Below are 20,797 nucleotides of genomic sequence, written 5' to 3' on the forward strand. Positions count from 1 at the left end.
GAACCCTCTGCTGGCAGGTCAACCTGGCGATCGCTGAAAGAAATTTCCAGTGCCAGCCCGGGATGCTCTTTTGCCAGCGCGGCTAATAGCGGTGCCACACAAAAATGTCCGAACAAAACCGGCACAGAGACTCTTAGTTTACCGCTTGCCTGCAGCTTGCCGCCTTCCAGCATCTCCTCTGCCATTCTGATTTCATCCAGCGCCCGACGGCAGAATTCATAATAGAGCGCGCCTTCATCCGTCAGGGTCTGACGACGGGTTGTGCGGCTGAAAAGCGTAACGCCCAGCCTGCCTTCCAGCCGGCCGATGGTTTTTGCTACGGCCGAACGCGTGAGGTGCAAGTTTTCGGCGGCCTGAGAAAAACTTGCTGACTCAGCAGCAGCCACAAAAACCGTTAAAGATGAATTCAGAGCCTGCAATGCATCCTGCAGGCCTGTCGGGAACGAAACTTCTCTCGTCCGCTGCGCTCAGTGAGGACGTTTTCTGAATGCGCGATAATCAACCTGCCACGCATTAAGCTTGTTATAAAGCGCTGTCCGGGAGATCCCCAGCTGTTGTGCAGACTGACGCAGGTTTCCCCTCTGTTCTTCTAACACCTGAATAATGTGCGCGCGTTCCAGATTCTGCAGCGAGGAAAGCGCCTCCCCGCTCACATAAGCGGCGGTCATCTCCTGCAGCGAGTCGGGTAGATCTGCACAGGTAATCTCTAAGCCTTCACATAAGTTAACCAGGCGTTCGACGACATTTTCCAGCTCACGCACATTGCCTGGCCACTCCCGGGACTGCAGGTCCGTCATCGCGTCAGGCATGACCACAGGAGGCGTGCGTTTCAGACGCGCGCACAGTGCCCGAATGAATGCGTTAACGAGCTCCGGAATGTCTTCGCGGCGCTCACGCAGCGGTGGAATATTTAATGAGATCACATTCAGGCGATAATAAAGATCGCGCCGAAAAGCGCCTTTCTCTGCGGCTTCGAGCAGATTGCAATGTGTTGCCGCAATAATCCGCACGTTGACTTTTACTGGCTGCGCCGCCCCGATACGCTGAACTTCGTTCTCCTGCAGCACGCGCAGCAGACTGGTTTGTGCCTCAAGCGGCATCTCGCCGATCTCATCCAGAAACAGAGTGCCACCGTCCGCCAGTTCAAACTTGCCTGCGGAACCACCACGACGTGAACCTGTGAAGGCGCCATCTGCGTAACCAAACAGTTCACTCTGTACCAGATCGCGCGGCAGGGCGCCGCAGTTGATAGCAATAAATGCCTCCTGCCGCCGCGGGCTGGCGTTATGAATGGCCTGAGCAAACAGCTCTTTGCCGGTCCCGCTTTCACCGCTGAGCAGCACCGTACTGTCAGTGCGGCTGCTGGTACGCGCTTTCTGAATTGCCTGCTGCAGGCGAGGGGCGTGCCCGCGGATCATCTCAAAGGTGTAACTGGCACTTACGCCCATCATCCGGCGGGTGATAGCACGGATGCGCTGATTTTCACGCAGAGATAACACGCGTCCGCCATCCGGTGCCGGCATCAGGGAAATCAGGCAGGAGAAGGGGGGAACGCCTTCCGGCATAAACTGCAGTTCACGGTCATTACAGAAAGGCATGGTCAGCAGCGATCCACCCTGCGGCTTTAGCAGAGCATCAATTGGTGTATCCTGCGGGTCAGGATCGCTGAAAATCTGGCGTGCATAACGGTTGAGTGTCTTAATACGGCCCTGTTTATCGCAGACAATCACCCCCTCATTCAGCGTTTCCAGGATGGACTGCTGTTCTGCCAGCAGACGGCGCAGCGTCAGCTGTTGCCCGACAGCGTCCGCTGCCGCCTGCACCGTGCCAAGCGTATGCGCGTTGAAGTTATCTGGCGTGGCGGTGAGAGTAAGCACACCGATCAGTTGCCCGCCGGCATCGCGGACGGGTGCTGCCGCACATTGTCGGCTGCGTCTGCGCAGATCGAGTTTCCAGTTCTCTCCGCTCAGCACGTAGACCAGTCGTTGTTCGATCAGGCATCGCGCAGTGCAGTTAGTCCCCAATACCTCTTCGCGCAGAATACTGCCGACCGGGGTCAGATCGGCGCCGCAATAATGCAGCGTGACGCCATGCGCATCAGTGAGGTTGATATGGCCGTCCGGATTATAAGCCAGCAGATTTTCCATAATACTGCGCGCGACCAGAATCAGTTCGGCATTATGTTCAAGAATGGCGTTCAGCTCACTCGCTGGCGGAGCAGTATAGATAAAGCTGCAGGGATCGATAGCCCGCTGTTGCGAACGCTGCCATGACTGCAGAATGCTACGCCGTACCGCTGGCGGTTGTTCACCCTGAATAAAACGCTGCCAGCTCTGCCATAACAATGCGTCCCAACTGTCAGCGTCTGCTCTGTCTGGCAGGCTGAAAATCGCATCGCTCTCATCTCTTAATAACCGCTGCTGTTTCACGAACATTCCCCCGCTCTATGAAATGTCCATTTTATTGACATGTTAAGTTGACATGTAAATTTTGTTTCCACTTTGTGAGCTATAGCTGTGCGGATCCTCACAAAATCAGGCGGGTTTTTGTTGGCATTGGCTTTGCAACAGGAGATTCAACTTCATGATCCTGACTGCAGAAGGAAATTAAGCCGCTATGCGCAAACATAATTTACGCCTGATTTTGTATATCTGTTCCATTGCCTCGCTCAGCGGTGTGATTCTGGGTTATGACGCTTCGGTAATCTCCGGCGTGATCGATCCGCTGACCGAGCATCTGGCATTAACGCCGTGGGAAAGCGGCTGGGCGGTGTCAAATGTCATTATCGGGTGTATCGCTGGTGCGTGGGGTGTGGGTTTTATGTCCGATCGTATCGGGCGCAAACGCACGCTGATCGTGACCGCCATCCTCTTTGTGCTCTCAGCAATAGGTTCAGCGCTGGCCAGTTCTCTGACCGGGTTTGTTGTCTGGCGGCTGCTGGGCGGTCTGGCGGTAGGAATGGCGTCGGCCATTACGCCCTTATACATTGCAGAGGTATCACCCAAAGATTTACGCGGGCGCATGCTCGGCCTGCAGCAGATGCTGATGGTCGGCGGACAGGTAGCGGTCTATATCGTTAACTACCTGATTGCGCGCGGTATGCCGCATCAGTGGATTGTCAGTGAAGGCTGGCGCTGGATGCTGGCCTCTGGCGTGATACCCTGCGCCCTGTTCCTGCTGCTGGTGCCCTTTATGCCGGAGTCGCCGCGCTGGCTGGCGCTTAATGGCAAAACAGAGCACGCCCGTGAGGTGCTGACCCGCCTGTCAAATGCGCAGCATGCTGAACGACTGCTGCAGGAGATCCTGGCGGCCAGCCAGCACGACAATGCCTCCCCCGGCCAGCGCAGCATCCTGCGTGATGCACGCGTCCGCTACATTCTGCTGATTGGCTGCGCCATTGCCGTGTTGCAACAGATATCCGGTATCAACATCCTTCTCTATTACGCACCGTCGCTGCTGCAAAATATTACTGCCAGTACGCAGGCCTCCCTGTTTCAGAGTATTTTCCTTGGCCTGGCGCTTCTGGCAGGCGTGGCGATTTGCCTGAGCACCATTGACCGCACAGGACGGACGCCGCTGCTGCGCTGGGGAGCGCTCGGATGTGCATTCTGTCTGATGTTTACAGCCTGGGCATTTATCACTGAGGCGGGCGGGCTCCTGCCGATAGCGGGTCTTGTCGCTTTCATCCTTATTTTTGGCATGTCATGGAGCCTCGGCGCCTGGCTGCTTATCTCTGAAATCTTTCCAAACCGTATCCGTGCAGTGGCGATGGGCTTTGCGTTTGCCTCCATGTACCTCGCAAATTTTATCGTTACCCAGAGCTTCCCCATGATGAACCGCAGCCGGGTGCTGATGGATAACTTCCACGGCGCTTTCCCGCTGATGTTGTGCGCGGTGGGATGCCTGGTGGCGTTCTGGTTTGTTCGCCGGTTTTTACCGGAAACCCGGGGCGTTTCTCTTGAGCATATCGAGCCGCTGATGCTTTCCAAATCCCGTCGTTTCGCCGGACAGGCGCAGCGACACGATCAAAAACCCTCTTCGCCCGCGTGGGCAAAAGCGAAATAACAAGGAGTCTTTATGAACCAGCAAACAGTCCGTGTAGGGTTAATTGGCGCAGGGCGCATGGGCAGCTTCCATGCTGAAAACCTGGCGTATCGTGTACCCGGCGCCACTCTTGCGGCCGTTGCCGATCCCTTTCCGGGCGCCGCAGAAAAACTGGCAAGTCGTCTGGGCGTCAGCAAAGCGTACAGCGATTTGCATGCGCTTCTGCAGGATACAGAGATTGATGCCATCGCTATCGCCGCGCCGGCACGCACTCATGCCGAATGGGTGATTGCTGCGGCGAATGCCGGTAAGCATGTTTTTTGTGAAAAACCCATGGCCGTTACGCTGGAAGAGGCAGACCGCGCGATTGCCGCGGTGAAGCAGGCAGGCGTGGTGTTACAGGTGGGCTTCAACCGTCGCTTTGACTCCGGATTTGCGGCGGCAATTGCAGCCGTAAAAAACGGTGAGAACGGCACCACTCAACTCAGCCGCTCGGTCACACGTGACCCTGGTCTGCACGATCCGGCACCGATCCCGCAATGGACCATTTTCCTTGAAACGCTTATTCACGACTTCGACACGCTGCTGCATTTCAATCACGGCGCGAAGCCGGTTGAAGTGTACGCGCTGGCTGATGCGCTGGTGCGTCCGGATTTCAAAGATAAAGGGCTGCTGGATACCTCGGTGGTGACGATTCGCTTCGATAATGGCGCTATTGCCATCGCTGAGGCTAACTTTCAGGCGGTGTATGGCTATGACGTACGCGGTGAGGTGTTTGGCAGTAAAGGCATGCTGCAGGCGGGTCATATTAATGCCAATCACTGCGTACGCTACACCGCCAGCGGCATTGAAGTTGATACATCGCGTCTGGACTCAGACCTGCTGCGGGAAGCATACGTTGCGGAAATGAGCGAGTTTGCCCGCTGCATCCGCAGCGGTGAGACGCCCCGCGCCACTGGTGAAGATGCACGCAATGCGCTGGAGATCGCGCTGGCCTGTATTGAGTCGGTTCAGCGTAATCAGCCCGTCAGGCTGGGAGATTGCTGATGGCCGGTTATCAGCTTTCCGTCTGCGCTGAAATGGTATTTCCTGAGCTGCCATTTATTGAGCGCGTAAAACGTATTCACGAGCTCGGTTTTGGTGTCGAAATCTGGGGATGGGCGAATAAGGACATTGAGGCGCTGGCAGCGACCGGCGCGCGCTTTACCTCAATGACCGGCTATCTGAGCGGTAATTTAACTGATGAGGCAGAGATCCAGCAGCTGCTTCAGAGCGCTGAACTCTCGCTGGCAGTGGCTGAACGGCTCAAATGCCCGGTACTCAATCTGCACGGTACCGGCCTTGATGAGCGAGGTCTGCCGGTTAAACCTGTAACCACAGTGACCGGCGCAATGTGGCTGCAGGCCGCAGATACGCTGCGGCGCGTGGCGCAGCTCGGCGAGCGCGCCGGACGGGTATTTACGCTCGAAAACCTCAATTTACCGGTTGACCATCCGGGCACGCCGTTTGCCCTTGCGGCCGATACGCTGGCGCTGGTGGAGGCGGTCAGCAGCCCGGCGCTGAAAATGAATCTGGATCTCTACCATGCACAAATCGGTGAAGGCAATCTGATCGCGCTGCTGCGGCGCTGTGGTCCGGCAATCGGCGAGATTCAGGTGGCTGATGTACCGGGTCGTCAGCAGCCCGGTACAGGTGAAATCAACTATCGCGCCATCGCTCGCACGCTGCAGGAGATGAACTATCACGGAACCGTTGCGCTGGAGGGCTGGGCAAGCGGTGACAGCACAACGGCGCTTCAGCAGTTCCGGGACCACTTTATGTTGTAAGCGTTGTCCGTCGGGTATTTGCCTGTTACCCGACGGTAACTATTTCCAAAAAAACGACCTTAACCCCTACAGGAATAGATTATGAATATCAGAAACTTTCTGCTTTGCCTGTTTTCGCTGGCGCTCAGCGTGAGCGTGAACGCCAAAACTTTCACCGTGGGTGTGGCGCTGGCTAACTTTGACCTTAATTTTGTCTCTATCCTGCGTACCCGGATGCAGCAGGAGCTTAAAGCAAACCAGCTCAACGGACAGTTTGTTGATGCAAAAGGGGATGTGGCGCTGCAGGTTCAGCAGGTGGATGATTTTATCAATCAGGGTGTGGACGCTATCATCCTGAATCCGGTCGATACCCAGGGTGTATTGCCGATGATAAACGCGGCAAAAAGCGCCGGTATTCCGCTGGTCTTCGTTAACCGCAAGCCTGAAGTGAAACTGCCTGCCGGTATGGCCTATGTTGGTTCAGATTCGGCGCTGGGCGGCGAAATGCAGATGGAGGCCCTGGCTAAAAAAATGAATTACAAAGGTAACGTAGCTATTCTGATGGGGGCGCTGTCAAATGAAGAAGCGCGCGAACGGACCCGTGCCGCAGAAGCAGTCATAGCCAAATATAAGGATATGAAAGTCATTGAAAAGCAGACGGCAAAATGGCAGCGCAATGAAGCCGTAGACGTTGTTTCAGGCTGGCTGCTGAACCAGCGTCCAATTGACGCTATCGCCGCCAATAATGATGAAATGGCCATAGGCGCCATCATGGCTCTGAGTCAGGCAAAGAACGAAAAAATTCTTGTTGCCGGCATTGACGGAACACCTGATGGTCAGCAGTTCATCAAAAACGGCAAAATGGCGCTGACTATATTTCAGGATGCCAGAGGGCAGGCCACCGGCTCAGTTCAGGTGGTAAAAGCATTACTGAATAAGCAGAAAGCAGAAACGCTTAACTGGGTGCCTTACCAGCTTATTACACCTGAAAATTACCCCGCATTTTCTGCTGCTAACTGAAATTCTGATTTGTCAGGTACGTGCACAGCACGGCCTGGCAAAATCCTTCACGCCTGTTAAGACAGCAGCTGCAACCACCTGACACGATCTTTTCCGGCATTTTTTCATATCCTCTGCTCAGGCCGGGTAATAGCGGTCAGACTGGCAAAGTCAGATTTATCTTCAGCACGGCAGGCTCAGTAATATACTGTTCTGCAAGCGGGATAACCGGTGCTAAACACCCGTGCAGTGAAATGTGAGAGGGCTGTTGCTATTCCCTGGAGCACTCCTAATTCGTGACTTTATTACAAATTGGTCACTCGTTGTCAATCAGCGATGGTTAAGTTAAGCTGGAAAAATGAATAAACAAATGATCAATCACCCCGGCAGGGGACCTTCAGAGCATGCTATCCGCGATCAGGTGGTCGCAGCCGCGACAGAGCACTTCGGCCATTATGGTTATGAGAAAACAACCGTATCCGATCTGGCCAAAGCGATAGGATTTTCTAAAGCCTATATCTACAAATTTTTCGATTCTAAACAGGCTATTGGCGAGCAAATCTGCTCCAATCGCCTGAGTATGATCATGGATATCGTTAATGCAGCCATTGCCGATGCCGCAACGGCATCTGAAAAAATGAGGCAGATGCTCAAAGCGCTGACCCGGTCCGGCAGCGATCTGTTCTTTCACGATCGAAAGCTGTATGACATCGCCGCTGTGGCCGCCCGCGACAGATGGCCATCGGCGGCGCTGCATGAAGAACGCCTCCGGCAACTCATAGAAAATATCATTCTTGAAGGGCGTGCTGCCGGAGAGTTTGAACGGAAAACCCCTCTGGACGAAGCTACGCTGGCGGTGTTTATGGTGATGAGGCCCTATATCAGCCCGGTTCAGCTGCAGTACAACCTTGATACCGCGGAGTCTGCTGCGGTGCTGCTCTCATCGCTTATCCTGAGAAGCCTTTCACCCTGATTAGTGACCATTGACATTTACGGTCACAAGAATAAGAATGCGGTTACTTTCTTTTCAATGTAACCAGGTAACGCATGTTCAGGATCACACCCGCTGGTCTTGTTGTCTGCCTGTTACCGCTGGCCCTGGCGGCTTGCGGTGACAACGCTGGCACAAACGATCCACGTACGCAGCCGCCTCTTGTAAGGGCTGTAAACGTGGCTGATGCTGATAATACTCTCCGTTCATTCACCGGCGTGGTTGTTGCGCGCACTCAGAGCGACTCTGGCTTTCGGGTACAGGGAAAAATCCTTGAGCGTCTGGTAGATACGGGTCAGACGGTAAAACGCGGGCAGCCGCTGATGCGCCTTGATCCTGCCGATCTCAGCCTCCTGGCACAGGCTCAGCAGCAGGCCGTTAACGCTGCCCGCGCCCGCGCCAGACAAACTTCTCTGGATGAAGCGCGTTACCGGGGGCTGGTGGCGACGGGTGCTGTTTCAGCGTCAGCTTACGATCAGATCAAGGCCGCGGCGGACTCCGCTAAAGCCGACCTCAGCGCGGCAAAGGCACAGGCTGACGTGGCGCAAAATGCTAAAAGCTATGCTATTCTGCTGGCAGATTCGGATGGCGTCGTTGTGGAAACGCTCGCTGAGCCGGGTCAGGTTGTCAGCGCAGGTCAGCCGGTGGTCAGGCTTGCCCGGGCGGGACAACGTGAAGCGCTTGTTCATTTGCCCGAAACGCTCAGGCCAGCATCCGGAAGTCAGGCTGAAGCGACCTTGTACGGTGATGGAAATCAGTCTGTCAGCGCCCGGCTTCGCGTACTCTCCGATGCCGCCGATCCATTAAGCCGTACTTTTGAAGCGCGATATGTGCTGGAAGGGGCGCTGGCTGACGCACCGCTGGGCGCCACGGTCACGCTGCGTATTGCCGATGCAAAAGCTTCAGGTAAGGTCATGCAGGTACCCATAACTGCACTGTTTGATCAGGGTAAAGGCGCGAGCGTTTGGGTAATTGAAGAGCGATCTGCACGTGTAACCCGGCGGGCTGTGCAGGTAGAAGGTATCAGTGACGATAACGCCAGAGTGACCAGTGGGCTCAGTGCTGGCGAAGAAGTGGTTGCGCTTGGCGCTCACCTGCTGCATGACGGTGAAACCGTCCGCGTGGCACGTCAGGGTGATGGCAGCATTGCCGGAGGCCAGCCGCATGAGTAATTCCCGTTTCAATCTCTCTGCGCTTGCCGTCCGTGAGCGCTCAATTACGCTGTTTCTGATCATTCTGATTACGGTCACAGGCATCCTCTCTTTTTTTGCGCTGGGGCGGGCAGAAGATCCGCCTTTTACCGTCAAACAGATGACGATTATTACCGCATGGCCGGGTGCGACGGCACAGGAAATGCAGGATCAGGTTGCTGAACCGCTGGAAAAGCGATTGCAGGAGCTTAAGTGGTACGACCGTACTGAAACGTATACCCGTCCGGGAATGGCATTCACCCTGCTATCGCTGCAGGACAGCACGCCACCCTCACAGGTGCAGGAAGCGTTCTATCAGGCCCGTAAAAAGCTGGGTGATGAGGCAAAAAATCTGCCTGCAGGCGTCATCGGACCGATGATCAATGACGAGTTTTCGGACGTCACTTTTTCCCTCTTCGCTTTAAAAGCGAAAGGAGAGCCTCAGCGTTTACTGGTACGCGATGCAGAATCACTGCGCCAGCGGCTTCTTCATGTGCCGGGTGTGAAAAAGGTCAATATCATTGGTGAGCAGACCGAACGCATCTTTGTTTCCTTCTCTCATGACCGGCTGGCCACGCTGGGCGTTTCTCCCCAGGAGATATTCGCAGCGCTCAATAACCAGAATGCCCTGACGCCGGCAGGCTCCATTGACACCCAGGGCCCACAGGTATTTATTCGCCTTGACGGGGCGTTCAGCAAACTTGAGCAGATTCGTAAAACGCCGATTGTGATCGGTGGCAGAACGCTGCTGCTGTCGGACATTGCCACCGTTGAACGAGGCTATGAGGATCCCGCTACGTTTCTCATCCGTAATCAGGGTGAACCCGCTCTGCTACTGGGAATTATCATGCGTGAGGGATGGAACGGCCTTGAGCTGGGGAAATCGCTGGATGCTGAAGCGGCCAGTATCAACGCATCCATGCCGCTGGGTATGACGCTGACGAAAGTCACCGACCAGTCGGTTAACATCAGCTCAGCCGTCGATGAATTTATGCTTAAGTTCTTCGTTGCGCTGCTTGTGGTCATGGTGGTCTGCTTTATCAGCATGGGCTGGCGGGTGGGCGTGGTGGTGGCTGCTGCGGTGCCGCTGACGCTGGCGGTGGTTTTCATGGTCATGGAGGCATCAGGTAAAAACTTTGACCGTATCACTCTGGGGTCACTGATCCTGGCTCTGGGGCTTCTGGTGGATGATGCCATCATTGCGATTGAGATGATGGTGGTAAAAATGGAGGAGGGCTACGATCGCATCAAAGCTTCCGCCTATGCATGGAGTCATACTGCCGCCCCGATGCTGGCTGGAACACTGGTGACGGTGGTGGGGTTTATGCCTAACGGCTTTGCACAGTCTACCGCCGGTGAGTATACCAGTAACATGTTCTGGATTGTCGGTATCGCCCTGATAGCGTCGTGGGTAGTAGCCGTAGTGTTCACGCCCTATCTTGGCGTAAAAATTCTGCCAGAAATCAAAACCGTATCAGGTGGCCACACCACAATTTACGATACCCCGCGCTACAATCGTTTTCGCCGGTTAATTGCGCACGTTATTGCACGAAAATGGTTAGTCGCCGCGACGGTCATCATCATCTTCACCGTGGCTATTCTCGGCATGGGGCTGGTAAAGAAACAGTTCTTTCCGACATCAGATCGTCCGGAGGTTTTGATTGAGGTTCAGATGCCTTACGGCACCTCAATTGAGCAGACCAGCAAAACCACGGCGAAAATCGAGGAGTGGCTGAAAAAGCAGAAAGAGGCAAAAATCGTCACCTCTTACATTGGACAGGGCTCACCCCGTTTCTATCTGGCAATGGCGCCTGAGCTTCCCGATCCCTCTTTTGCAAAGATTGTTGTTCTGACAGAGAGTCAGGATGCCCGGGATGTTCTTAAGCACCGGCTGCGTGAGGCTGCAGCCAGCGGACTCGCTCCTGAAGCACGCGTCCGCGTAACACAGCTGGTTTTTGGCCCCTATTCACCTTATCCGGTTGCCTGGCGGGTCATGGGACCTGATCCGGATAAACTGCGTGAAATAGCGGGCGAAGTAGAGGCGGTTATGCTGGCCAGTCCTGATATGAGGACCGTCAATACCGACTGGGGGCAACGCGTGCCGACGCTGCACTTCTCGCTGAATCAGGATCGTCTCCAGGCTGTAGGACTGACGTCTAATGCCGTTGCGCAGCAGCTCCGGTTTCTGCTCTCTGGCGTACCTGTGACATCCGTTCGCGAAGATATCCGTTCTGTAGAGGTGATGGGGCGTGCAGCCGGCGATATCAGGCTCGATCCTGCAAGGATAGCTGGATTTACCCTGATGGGATCATCAGGCCAGCGCATTCCGCTGTCTCAGACAGGCGACGTTGAGATAAGAATGGAAGATCCCGTACTGCGGCGTCGCGATCGAACCCCGACGATTACCGTACGGGGCGATATTTCAGACAGCATGCAGCCACCCGATGTTTCCACGACAATCCTGAAAAAATTACAGCCTGTTATCGCTAAGCTTCCGGCCGGATACCGCATTGAGCAGGGGGGGCCAATTGAGGAGTCGGGTAAAGCGACTAAGGCGATGGCGCCGCTGTTCCCGATCATGATTGCCATTACGCTTCTGATTATCATTCTGCAGGTGCGGTCAATGTCAGCGATGGTGATGGTGTTTCTGACGGCGCCGCTGGGGCTGATTGGTGTGGTACCGACGCTGCTGCTGTTCAATCAGCCGTTCGGGATAAATGCGCTGGTCGGGCTGATCGCCCTGTCGGGGATTCTGATGCGCAACACATTAATCCTGATAGGGCAGATCCATCACAATGAGCATGAAGGGCTGACGCCTTTTGAGTCCGTTGTCGAAGCCACTATTCAGCGTGCCCGTCCCGTTGTACTAACGGCGATGGCCGCTATCCTGGCCTTTATACCGCTCACGCACTCGGTTTTCTGGGGAACGCTCGCCTACACGCTGATTGGCGGAACCTTTGCCGGAACCATTATTACGCTGGTTTTCCTGCCTGCTATGTATGCCATCTGGTTCAGGATACATCCGGAAAATAAAAAATACGCGGAAGTAAAAGCCGCAGAATAACGGTTATCCGCAGGGGGACCCCCGCGCATTGGCTCAAGTCTGACATTACAGGTGCTAAAAAGACGGTGCCCGGGGGAACGGGCCCGTTGCAGCAAGGTCCCGGCGCTGAATCGGTCGGGACTTCTGCCAGCACAGGAGGCGGTCAGGCCCGCTTCTGATCGGTTTCTTTTCCTCAACGGTTTGGTGTAACTTCGTCGCTGGGATACTCGATAAAACCGCATGAAAATAGCAGGATGATAATGATTAAGCTGACGGGTCGTTTGGTGTGTAAAAGTGCAGAAGAAGCGGATCTTGTTCGCCAGTACCTTCCTGAACACAAGCAACTAACCAGGAAAGAAACCGGATGCGTATCATTTGAGGTTACTGAAACAGCAGACCCCCTGGTCTGGACCGTCGAAGAGCTTTTTACAAACCAGGCTACTTTTGACGCCCATCAGAAAAGAACCAGGGCTTCGGTCTGGGGAAGAGAAACCAGCGCGATCGCCAGAGAGTATGAAATCTCAGAGAGTGAGTAACTTTACCGAAACCGAATCACGATACGTTTATAAAAGGCCGCTACCCAGCGGCTTTCTTACATCTGCAGATAGAGCCGCATCAAACATAACATCGCTGTTGCGAATCAAAGAGCTCTCAAAGTATAACAACGCATCAGGTTCAGAATTCTTACGCGGTCAACAGGTAAAAACCAATGATTTCTAAGGCTAATGCTGAGCATTATGTATGGGGTGATAAGTGCGATGGCTGGTATCTGGTAAACCGGCAAGACATGCTGATTATTCACGAAAAGATGCCGCCGGAAACATGTGAAAAGCGACACTACCATTCGGTATCCAGACAGTTTTTTTTCGTTCTGGATGGTGTGTTGACCATGGAGCTGGAAGGAAAAGCGCATCGAATTGTCGCTCAGCAGGGCATCGAGATCCCCCCTGGGTCAAAGCATCAGGCCAGAAATGACACGGATTCCGTAATCGAATTTATCGTCATTTCACATCCAACACCGCGCGGAGATCGAACAGACCTTACCTGACTGTGTCTTAAAAAACGTTTCTGGTTGCGCTACTCAAAACGCCCCGGAGCCTTTTAAAGGCGTAAAGGGCATTTCCGGCACCTTTGCCATCCGATGAAAAACAGCCTGAAGATTCCGATGGAGTACATGGCTATGCACTGTCAACGGCTCGCCATTGATGAGTGCATTCAGGTTTAGTCATCTCCGCTTTGAGTGAGAAGCGGACATTAGGACAATAAATAAGAAGTTCTGTATGGAAATTATTTTAATGCGTCATGGAAAGCCTGCTTTTACAGCTTCTGCGAAAGTAACGAGCCGTGAAATGTGCAACTGGATTGCAGAATATGACCGTTCTGATACAGGAGAAGATACACCGCCCGATTCCAGCAAATCATTAGCGGTCAGCGCATCGCGAATCATAAGTAGCCCTCTTCCCAGAGCACTTTCTTCCCTGAAAGCATTAGGGCTTGAACCGGAGGTTATTGATGAGGTGTTCAGGGAAGCAGATTTGCCGGTATTTCACCTGCCCGGTTTCAGGTTATCTCCAGCCGTGTGGGCTGCTTTTTTTCGCGTTATGTGGCTAAGCGGCCTGTCCCGTAATGTGGAGCGTGTGGGAAAAGCTAAGCAACGTGCTGCTCAGGCTGCGAATAGCCTCGTCGGGTTGGCAAAAGCATCCGACGGGCCTGTGCTTCTTATGGGACATGGGGTGATGAATCGGCTAATTGCAGGGGAACTGAGGTCTTTGGGTTTTAAAGAATATTGTAGTCAGGGTAATGGTTACTGGAACGCGAGCATCTACAGACTTCAGTAATTAAAGATATCGGGTTGGGGGCACGTCCGGAGTCTCCAGACATTGAAAATTAGTAGTTTCGCTTTCGGCACAAAGCGGACAGCCAAAGCCTTAACCTAACCTAAATAGAATTTCATATTATCAATGATCTGTTTTGCCAGGATAGCGTGGTCCATTTCCCAGCGTGCCGGGCTGAATAATTCTGCTGACCACACGCCATCAAAACCGGTGGCTTTTACCGCATTGCTCCATGCCTGAATATCAATATCCCCCTCGCCGGGCATATAAGCGCGCAGCACCGTTTCGTTCCATTCTTCACCAGGGCGGGGCTTACGGCCATCACAAAAGTGCACGCCGTAGATAAGGGCAGGATCGAGCTGTTGAATATCTTCCGGCGTAGTATGCCCGGTCGCAAAGAGGTGCCAGAAGTCGATGACTAAACCGATATTAGGTGCATTTATACGCTGAATCACCTCCAGTGCCTGATTGAGCGTGTTGAATCGCGTATGCGCGATAACCTCAATCTGATAGCGCACCCCATATTGCTGGCCAATAGTGGCAATCTCAGCAATATTTTCGGTAATAATATCGAGAATTTGCCTCTCTGGCAGATGATCAATGCCGTGCTGCGCCAGAATCTGAATGGTCGGGCAGGCCAAATCCGCCGCAATCTGCGTCAGTCGCCTGGCTTCAGCCAGCATTTGCTGCTTTTCTGCGCCCTGATAGCGTTCAATATTTATCAGGGCATTAAGGCACAAGGTCTGTAATCCATGACCCCGCACCAGCGTGTTAAGTTGTGCAGTACTGCCGCCGTGATCGAGATAACGCAGCAATTTATCATGCAAAAACTCCAGACCATCATAGCCCGCTTCCGCAGCTATACGTGCTTCAGTAACCACATTGCAGTAATGGGTTGAAATACCGTGAAGAGCTTTGAGCATAATTTCCTCTGCATCAGAATTTAATATAGCGGGAATCAACAGGAGATAGAAAGCCTGCATACGGTCACGCAATATTACCGGATGCGTCTTAAACTGTATGAGAAAAAGAAAACCGGAAGCATCTCAGAACAGATCAGGGGCAGGGTGATCGTGCCGCACACAAAGTATCCATGTAACTTATCTTTTTATCTGCCCGGTTATCCAGAATTTTTTATAACGGGCAGGCGGAATGCCGACAAGATTATGAAAGATTCGGTGGAAATTGTTTACGTTATCGTAGCCTACAGCACTTGCTACATCTATGACTCCCAGGTCAGTGCTTAATAATAAGTTTTGTGCCTCGCCGATACGGCGGCGGGTCTGATACTGTTTTGGGGAATAACCCGAATAGGCTTTGAAGACATGCGCCAGATAGAACTGATTCATATTCATCGCTGCAGTAATCGAACTCAGGGAGATATCTTCTTTATAATGGTTGTCGATATAGTCCTTCACGCGCTGCCCTAATAATACGCTGGCGTTTTCCTGTTGCGGTTTGCTTTCTATCCAGATATTCCGGCACAATAATAACAGCACGCTGAGTAAGCTATCGCCAATTTCTGTGCTGTACAGACGCTTATTACTGACATGCGACCACATCTGTTCAAACAACTGGCAAATTTCATGATAATAATTGCCGGCTGGCATGACCGCGGTTTGCGAGCGAGGCGTAAGGACGTTCAGTGGCAAACCATCGACCTTCAGTTGCTCAACGCCACAGCTGAATATCAGCAGGTCATCTGAGGCTTCCGGGCATTCATCATGAAGCACGCTGGCATTGAACAGTAATATATCGCCAGATTTAACGACATAGCTACGGCCGTCGATATTATAAATACCCTTGCCTGAGCGGATAAACATCAATTCAAAGCGTTCATCATGTTTGTGCATTACGCGAGGAATCGCTTCCTCTTTGCCTTCAGCTTTGCAGATGAAGCTCAGGCGCGGTCGCAGGCCACTGTCGAAGCCGCGTGCGGAAGGATGCTCGTTAAGACTGAAGGTGATCATAATGTCTCCTGTCGTGATGGCGCTATTCTGACACGACTTTACGCGCTGGTAATCATCAACTTTGCTTTTTCTTCCTGACTAACCCACTGATATATAATGCCAGAATGAAATTCCTTTATCCTTAACTCTCTTTAATTGTTATGACCGCTCTGGTCACGCAAGGAGACATGATTGTCATCACGTTCTTTAAAAAGCAGCCTGATGCACTCATTCAGATAAAGACAGTAACAAGCTAACTCTGTTAAGAGGGGTATTTTCATTAAACGGTCAATAATCATCAAAATTGCTATTTTATTTCTTACAAGTAAGCCACCACTGTGGTGGTAAAAATTGACTTTTCAAACTCTCTTCAATCTTGCTATGTCAACGTTCATATTTGACGGCGTGATGATTATCACTGCTTTTCACGAATGTAATTAAAAATATTTGATCGCCAGCACGCTGGTAAATAGTACGGAGAGACGTGTCTGGCTTTTGATTTTCACTTTGATATAACGTTGTCGTAACGTTTGAGGGTCACAGCAGCCTCTTCACGCTGAAATTAAAATCATACTTACACAGCCAGTAAGTTAACTGCTCTTTTTAACGTTTTAAAACAACATAGCTTTATTCTGACTATAAACGGCTTGCAACGGTATTACCTTACAACCAGATGGAAAAACTATGTATAACAAAACTCACCTGCAAAATCCTAAGCGCATGCGTTTGATTACGCTTGTATCAACCATTGGCGGCTTATGTTTCGGTTATGACACCGGCGTTATCTCCGGCGCATTAATATTCATGAAATATGATATGAATCTGACACCGGCTCAGGAAGGATTGATCACTTCATTTCTGCTGTTTGGTGCCGCGCTGGGCTCGCTATTTGGTGGATATTTATCAGATAAGCAAGGACGTCGTAAAAATTTGCTTTGGGTGGCAGCTGTTTTTATGTTCGGCGCGTTAGGCACGGCGTTTGCGTGGGATGTGCCATCAATGATTGTTGCGCGTTTTATCCTGGGCTTAGCGGTGGGCTGCGCTTCTGTAACCGTACCCATTTATATTTCCGAACTGGCACAAGCCGATCAGCGCGAGCGGTTAGTCACCGTCAATGAGCTAATGATTGTTACCGGCCAGTTCCTCGCGTATTCCGTTAATGCAACGCTTGTGAATGTCTATCCCGAGTTGCAGCACAACTGGCGCATTATGCTGGCTATTCCGGCACTGCCTGGCGCGCTATTGTGGATCGGTATGCTTATGATGCCGGAATCACCGCGTTTCTTTATTCGTCGCGGTGAAACTGAAAAGGCCATAAGCGTATTGAAAACGCTTCGCCTGCCGGAAGAAGTTGACCGCGAAGTGAAAGATATCCAGCAAATCGTCAAAGCCGATCAGATGAAATTAAACCTGTTTGACGAACTAAAAAAACGCTGGGTGATTCAACTGGTGTTAACGGGCTTAATGATCGTACTCGCAACGCGCGTTACCGGGGTCAATACCATCATGTACTACGCGCCAACGGTATTGAAAGCCACGGGCCTGGGCGATGCGGCAGCTGTCACTGGCGCAGTAGCCAATGGCATTATCTCTGTACTGGCTACCCTCCTTGGCATGGCGTTAATTGGCAAACACTCACGCCGGAAAATGTTTTTTACCGGACAGGCCGGCGTCACGCTGAGCCTGCTACTGATTGGTTTAGCGTTTAAGTTCCTGTTTCACACTGAAGTTGTGGATGGTGCAGAAATTCTGCATGCGAATTTTGCCAGCGCACCCTATGTGATCCTTGGCTTGATGCTGGTTTTTCTGGTGTTCATGCAGGGCTGGATAGCACCGGTGTTCTGGCTGATGCTGGCAGAAATCTATCCTCTCAGAATGCGCGGTATCGGTATGGGCTTTGCGGTATTCGGTTTGTGGATATTCGATTTCATAATCCAGTCTATTTTCCCTTTCCTGCTGAACCATTACGGAGGCGGCCTGACCTTTGGCTTCTTCGGGGCAACTAACATCATTATGTTGATTCTGCTGGTGAAATATCTGCCGGAAACACGCGGTCTGACATTAGAACAAATCGAAAAGAAATTTCGTTTCTAACGCTTTAGTAACTGAGGGTAAATAAATGACTGTCAAAATTGGCCTGATTGGTCTGGGCATGATTGGCCAGGATCACCTGAAACGTTTTCAAAATACAATTACTGGCGCGCAGGTTACTGCTGTTTGCGATATAAACCATACGACAGCCGATGTGGCGGCCAGAGAATTTAACGCTACGGCGTTTTATGATGCTGAAGAGATGATTAATTCGGAGCTGGTCGATGCAGTGTTTATTTGCTCAATAGGTCCGGTTCATAAAACGCAAATCCTTGCGGCATTTAATGCCGGCAAACCGGTATTTTGTGAAAAGCCATTAACACCAACTGCTGATGAATCAGCAGAAATTATTGATGCTGAAGTCAGAACCGGTAAGCGTCTGCTTCAGCTTGGCTTTATGCGCCGTTTCGATCCAGGTTATCAGGCGCTGAAAAAGACAATCGATGACGGGAAACCCGGCGATATCCTGCTGATCCATTGCGCGCACAGAAATCCCTCTGTGCCGGAAAGCTATACGCTGGAAATGGCGGTGAATGATTCCGCCACGCACGAAATCGATATCATCCGCTATTTGCTTAATGAGAATATTATTTCGGTGCGCGTGGACAAACCCCGTAAGAAAACCCGGCGTGCGCTGCCGCATTTACAGGATCCTTTAATCATAATTTTCGAGACCGAATCGGGTGTGCGCATCGATGATGAGCTGTTTGTAAATTGCCATTACGGCTATGACATTCGCTGCGAAGTGATTGGCGAAAACGCGATTGTCGCGCTGACTGAACAGCAGCTGATTAGTACGCGTTCGCTGAACGGCAACGCACAGCATATTGCACAATCCTGTATGGAACGTTTCGCCACGGCATACGATCGGGAAGTGCAGCATTTTGTCGATAACGTGCGTAACGGGCGCGAGATGAGCGGCCCCTCCTCATGGGATGGTTACGTAGTGGCGCTGGTTTGTGATGCCGGTTTAGCCTCGCTGAAAGATGGCGAAAAATACGATGTCATTATTCCACCGCAGCCCGCGCTCTACCGTTGATTAATGCACTCTTGCGCCATCAGTGAGGAATAAATCATGTTGAATTTAACGGAAGACGCGCTGCATTTGCAGTGCCGGGCAACGCATAAAAATGAGGCAATACATATTGCCGCCAGTGCTCTGGAAAAAGCGGGTTATGTCAAACCCGGCTTTGAACAGGCAATGCTCTCGCGGGAAAAGAGTGTTTCAACCTACATTGGAGCAGGTATTGCGCTTCCCCATTGCGCAAAGGAAAACCTCGATCTGGTCATTCAATCTGGCTTTCAGGTATTTCAATTTCCCGATGGCGTTAGCTGGGGTAAAGGGAAAATTGTTTTTATTGTTGTCGCTGTAGCTGCAACGAAAAATGAACATATTCAGATTCTGGCGGATATTGCAGATTTACTGGGTGATGAAGTCAAAACCACCCTATTAGCGAACGCCAGAACTAAATCCGGGTTTATCGATCAGTTCGGAAGAGCGTAACTCACGCGAAATATTGAGGATAATAGAATGGAACTTGCATTGTGTACTGATGTTCTGGCGGATTTACCTTTTCCGGCAATGCTGGACAAAGTTAAAAGTTATGGGATCAGTGGGGTTGAAATGACCGCAGGCGGCTGGTCACCCTGTCCACATGTTAAAACTGAAGCGTTATTAAATTCGCCTGAAAAGCTTGAGCAATTCAAACAGGAACTGGCTGAGCGGGAGATGCGTATTGTCGCGCTGAACTGTTCTGGCAACCCGTTAGCGCCTGGTGAACTGGGCGAAACCCATACTAAAAGCAGCTACAGGACAGTAGAGTTAGCAGGCAAGCTGGGTGTTAAAAAAATTGTGATGATGAGCGGTTTGCCAGGCGGCGGGCCAGAAGATCGCGTGCCGAACTGGATAACATCAACGGTTTCATGGCCGGATTACATGCCGGGTGTAATTGACTATCAATGGAACGATGTCGCCATTCCATGGTGGAAAAAGTTTGTGCAGCACGCAAAGCACCATGGCGTAGAGCAAATTGCTATCGAAGAGTTTCCCAGCCAGCTGGTTTATAACCCATCCACCTTACTGCGTCTGCGTCACGCCGTAGATGACATGATTGGCATCAACCTGGATCCCTCTCATCTGATAGCTATGGGCGCTGACCCCATAGCAGCAGCGCGTAAGCTGGAAGGCGCGGTTTTTCATGTTCATGGTAAAGATGCGCGAATCGAGCGGGGTCTCGCCGACATTGATGGACTGATGGAGTACCAGCCCGTTACCGATACTAAAACCCGTACCTGGAACTATGTCGCCGTAGGTTGCGGGCAGGATCTGAAATGGTGGAAAGAGTTTTTTTCAGTATTGCGTATGACTGGTTATAACGGTGATGTGTCACTTGAAATGGAAGATCTGACGATGAGTGTTGAAGCTGGTCTGCAGACGTCTATTGATGCCTTACTCGCCACCCTGAGTCGCTAGAAGCGCAGTGCCTGTCAGTAAAGGCAGGCACGTCACCGGACGCCGCAAAGTGATTCTGTTCAGAAGGAATAGCCTCCTGTAAGGTTTCGCTCAGCGCAGGCAGACTCATGGAAGTTCAAAAATTAACCAGGGTGGTAACCTCACAGGGGCGCGTCAGGCGCGTCAGCGCGGATTCGACAAAACCGGTGGCGTTTAACTCTTCATTAGAATGTTCAGCCGCACAGGAAGCGCTCGCTCAATCTGTTTACGATGATAAGGAGAAAGCTTGCGCCATTCTTTTGCCTCTTTTAGCGTGCGGCCACATCCTTTACACCAGCCTTTCGACTGTTCAAAGATGCAAACGTCGGTGCAGGGAGATTTAATGGCCATACCGGTTC

18 protein-coding genes and 1 pseudogene are annotated in these 20,797 nt (G+C 52.0%); 14 read left to right on the forward strand and 5 right to left on the reverse strand.

The features are described 5' to 3' along the window. Positions 1 to 2: 2 nt before the first annotated feature. Together FS690_RS12845 and FS690_RS12850 are read right to left on the reverse strand one after the other, a co-directional pair. A pseudogene (locus tag FS690_RS12845) lies at positions 3 to 419 on the reverse strand (LysR family transcriptional regulator); the annotation flags it as partial. Positions 420 to 467: 48 nt separating this feature from the next. Beyond that, entirely contained in the window at positions 468 to 2,435 is a 1,968-nt protein-coding gene (locus FS690_RS12850) for a sigma-54-dependent Fis family transcriptional regulator (RefSeq protein WP_145339725.1), read from the reverse strand. A gap of 181 nt (positions 2,436 to 2,616) precedes the next feature. On the opposite strand from FS690_RS12850, the gene FS690_RS12855 reads away from it, so the two are divergent. The 10 genes from FS690_RS12855 (at position 2,617) to FS690_RS12900 (ending at position 13,910) form a co-directional block, all read left to right on the forward strand. Then, positions 2,617 to 4,065: a sugar porter family MFS transporter gene (locus tag FS690_RS12855; RefSeq protein ID WP_071668151.1), complete on the forward strand. Its 1,449-nt coding sequence runs from the start codon at positions 2,617 to 2,619 to the stop codon at positions 4,063 to 4,065. Positions 4,066 to 4,077: 12 nt separating this feature from the next. Next, positions 4,078 to 5,091, forward strand: a complete 1,014-nt coding sequence (locus FS690_RS12860) for a Gfo/Idh/MocA family oxidoreductase (protein WP_071668152.1) — start codon at positions 4,078 to 4,080, stop codon at positions 5,089 to 5,091. Further along, positions 5,091 to 5,870 carry a TIM barrel protein gene (locus FS690_RS12865; RefSeq protein WP_145339726.1) on the forward strand — a complete coding sequence of 260 codons (780 nt, stop codon included), beginning with the start codon at positions 5,091 to 5,093 and terminating at the stop codon, positions 5,868 to 5,870. The genes FS690_RS12860 and FS690_RS12865 overlap by 1 nt, the downstream gene beginning before the upstream one ends. Before the next feature lie 81 nt (positions 5,871 to 5,951). Next, complete coding sequence (locus tag FS690_RS12870) at positions 5,952 to 6,869, forward strand: substrate-binding domain-containing protein (RefSeq protein ID WP_071668153.1); 918 nt, start codon at positions 5,952 to 5,954, stop codon at positions 6,867 to 6,869. A 337-nt stretch (positions 6,870 to 7,206) separates the two neighbouring features. Further along, the gene (locus FS690_RS12875; protein ID WP_071668154.1) at positions 7,207 to 7,821 is read left to right on the forward strand and encodes a TetR/AcrR family transcriptional regulator; all 615 of its coding nucleotides are present in this window, start codon (positions 7,207 to 7,209) and stop codon (positions 7,819 to 7,821) included. A 74-nt stretch (positions 7,822 to 7,895) separates the two neighbouring features. Then, the gene (locus FS690_RS12880; protein ID WP_145339727.1) at positions 7,896 to 9,011 is read left to right on the forward strand and encodes an efflux RND transporter periplasmic adaptor subunit; all 1,116 of its coding nucleotides are present in this window, start codon (positions 7,896 to 7,898) and stop codon (positions 9,009 to 9,011) included. Further along, on the forward strand, positions 9,004 to 12,093 hold the full coding sequence (locus tag FS690_RS12885) for an efflux RND transporter permease subunit (RefSeq protein WP_145339728.1): 3,090 nt from the start codon (positions 9,004 to 9,006) through the stop codon (positions 12,091 to 12,093). The genes FS690_RS12880 and FS690_RS12885 overlap by 8 nt, the downstream gene beginning before the upstream one ends. Positions 12,094 to 12,332: 239 nt before the next feature. Beyond that, entirely contained in the window at positions 12,333 to 12,608 is a 276-nt protein-coding gene (locus FS690_RS12890; RefSeq protein WP_071668157.1) for a putative quinol monooxygenase, read from the forward strand. A gap of 173 nt (positions 12,609 to 12,781) precedes the next feature. Beyond that, a complete protein-coding gene (locus FS690_RS12895) occupies positions 12,782 to 13,120 on the forward strand; it encodes a cupin domain-containing protein (protein WP_145339729.1) in 339 nt (112 codons plus the stop codon). 232 nt (positions 13,121 to 13,352) lie between these two features. Beyond that, a complete protein-coding gene (locus FS690_RS12900; protein ID WP_233207438.1) occupies positions 13,353 to 13,910 on the forward strand; it encodes a histidine phosphatase family protein in 558 nt (185 codons plus the stop codon). Positions 13,911 to 14,005: 95 nt separating this feature from the next. Here FS690_RS12900 and FS690_RS12905 read toward each other — a convergent pair whose 3' ends face one another. Then, complete coding sequence (locus FS690_RS12905) at positions 14,006 to 14,890, reverse strand: sugar phosphate isomerase/epimerase (RefSeq protein ID WP_255471497.1); 885 nt, start codon at positions 14,888 to 14,890, stop codon at positions 14,006 to 14,008. A gap of 117 nt (positions 14,891 to 15,007) precedes the next feature. Continuing rightward, on the reverse strand, positions 15,008 to 15,877 hold the full coding sequence (locus FS690_RS12910; RefSeq protein ID WP_145339730.1) for a helix-turn-helix domain-containing protein: 870 nt from the start codon (positions 15,875 to 15,877) through the stop codon (positions 15,008 to 15,010). A 663-nt stretch (positions 15,878 to 16,540) separates the two neighbouring features. On the opposite strand from FS690_RS12910, the gene FS690_RS12915 reads away from it, so the two are divergent. From FS690_RS12915 to FS690_RS12930, 4 genes are read left to right on the forward strand one after another with little or no spacing between them, the layout of a single operon-like run. Next, positions 16,541 to 17,950, forward strand: coding sequence for a sugar porter family MFS transporter (locus FS690_RS12915; RefSeq protein WP_145339731.1), 1,410 nt, complete (start codon positions 16,541 to 16,543; stop codon positions 17,948 to 17,950). A 25-nt stretch (positions 17,951 to 17,975) separates the two neighbouring features. Then, the gene (locus tag FS690_RS12920; protein WP_145339732.1) at positions 17,976 to 18,986 is read left to right on the forward strand and encodes a Gfo/Idh/MocA family protein; all 1,011 of its coding nucleotides are present in this window, start codon (positions 17,976 to 17,978) and stop codon (positions 18,984 to 18,986) included. Between the two features lie 36 nt (positions 18,987 to 19,022). Next, complete coding sequence (locus FS690_RS12925; protein ID WP_145339733.1) at positions 19,023 to 19,451, forward strand: PTS sugar transporter subunit IIA; 429 nt, start codon at positions 19,023 to 19,025, stop codon at positions 19,449 to 19,451. 27 nt (positions 19,452 to 19,478) lie between these two features. Further along, entirely contained in the window at positions 19,479 to 20,420 is a 942-nt protein-coding gene (locus tag FS690_RS12930; RefSeq protein WP_071668165.1) for a sugar phosphate isomerase/epimerase, read from the forward strand. 192 nt (positions 20,421 to 20,612) lie between these two features. Here FS690_RS12930 and FS690_RS12935 read toward each other — a convergent pair whose 3' ends face one another. Then, the gene (locus tag FS690_RS12935; protein ID WP_094110826.1) at positions 20,613 to 20,789 is read right to left on the reverse strand and encodes a DUF1289 domain-containing protein; all 177 of its coding nucleotides are present in this window, start codon (positions 20,787 to 20,789) and stop codon (positions 20,613 to 20,615) included. Positions 20,790 to 20,797: the final 8 nt, after the last annotated feature.

It is taken from the genome of Pantoea sp. PSNIH1 (genome assembly GCF_007680655.1).
GTDB classification, from domain to species: domain Bacteria; phylum Pseudomonadota; class Gammaproteobacteria; order Enterobacterales; family Enterobacteriaceae; genus Pantoea; species Pantoea eucrina.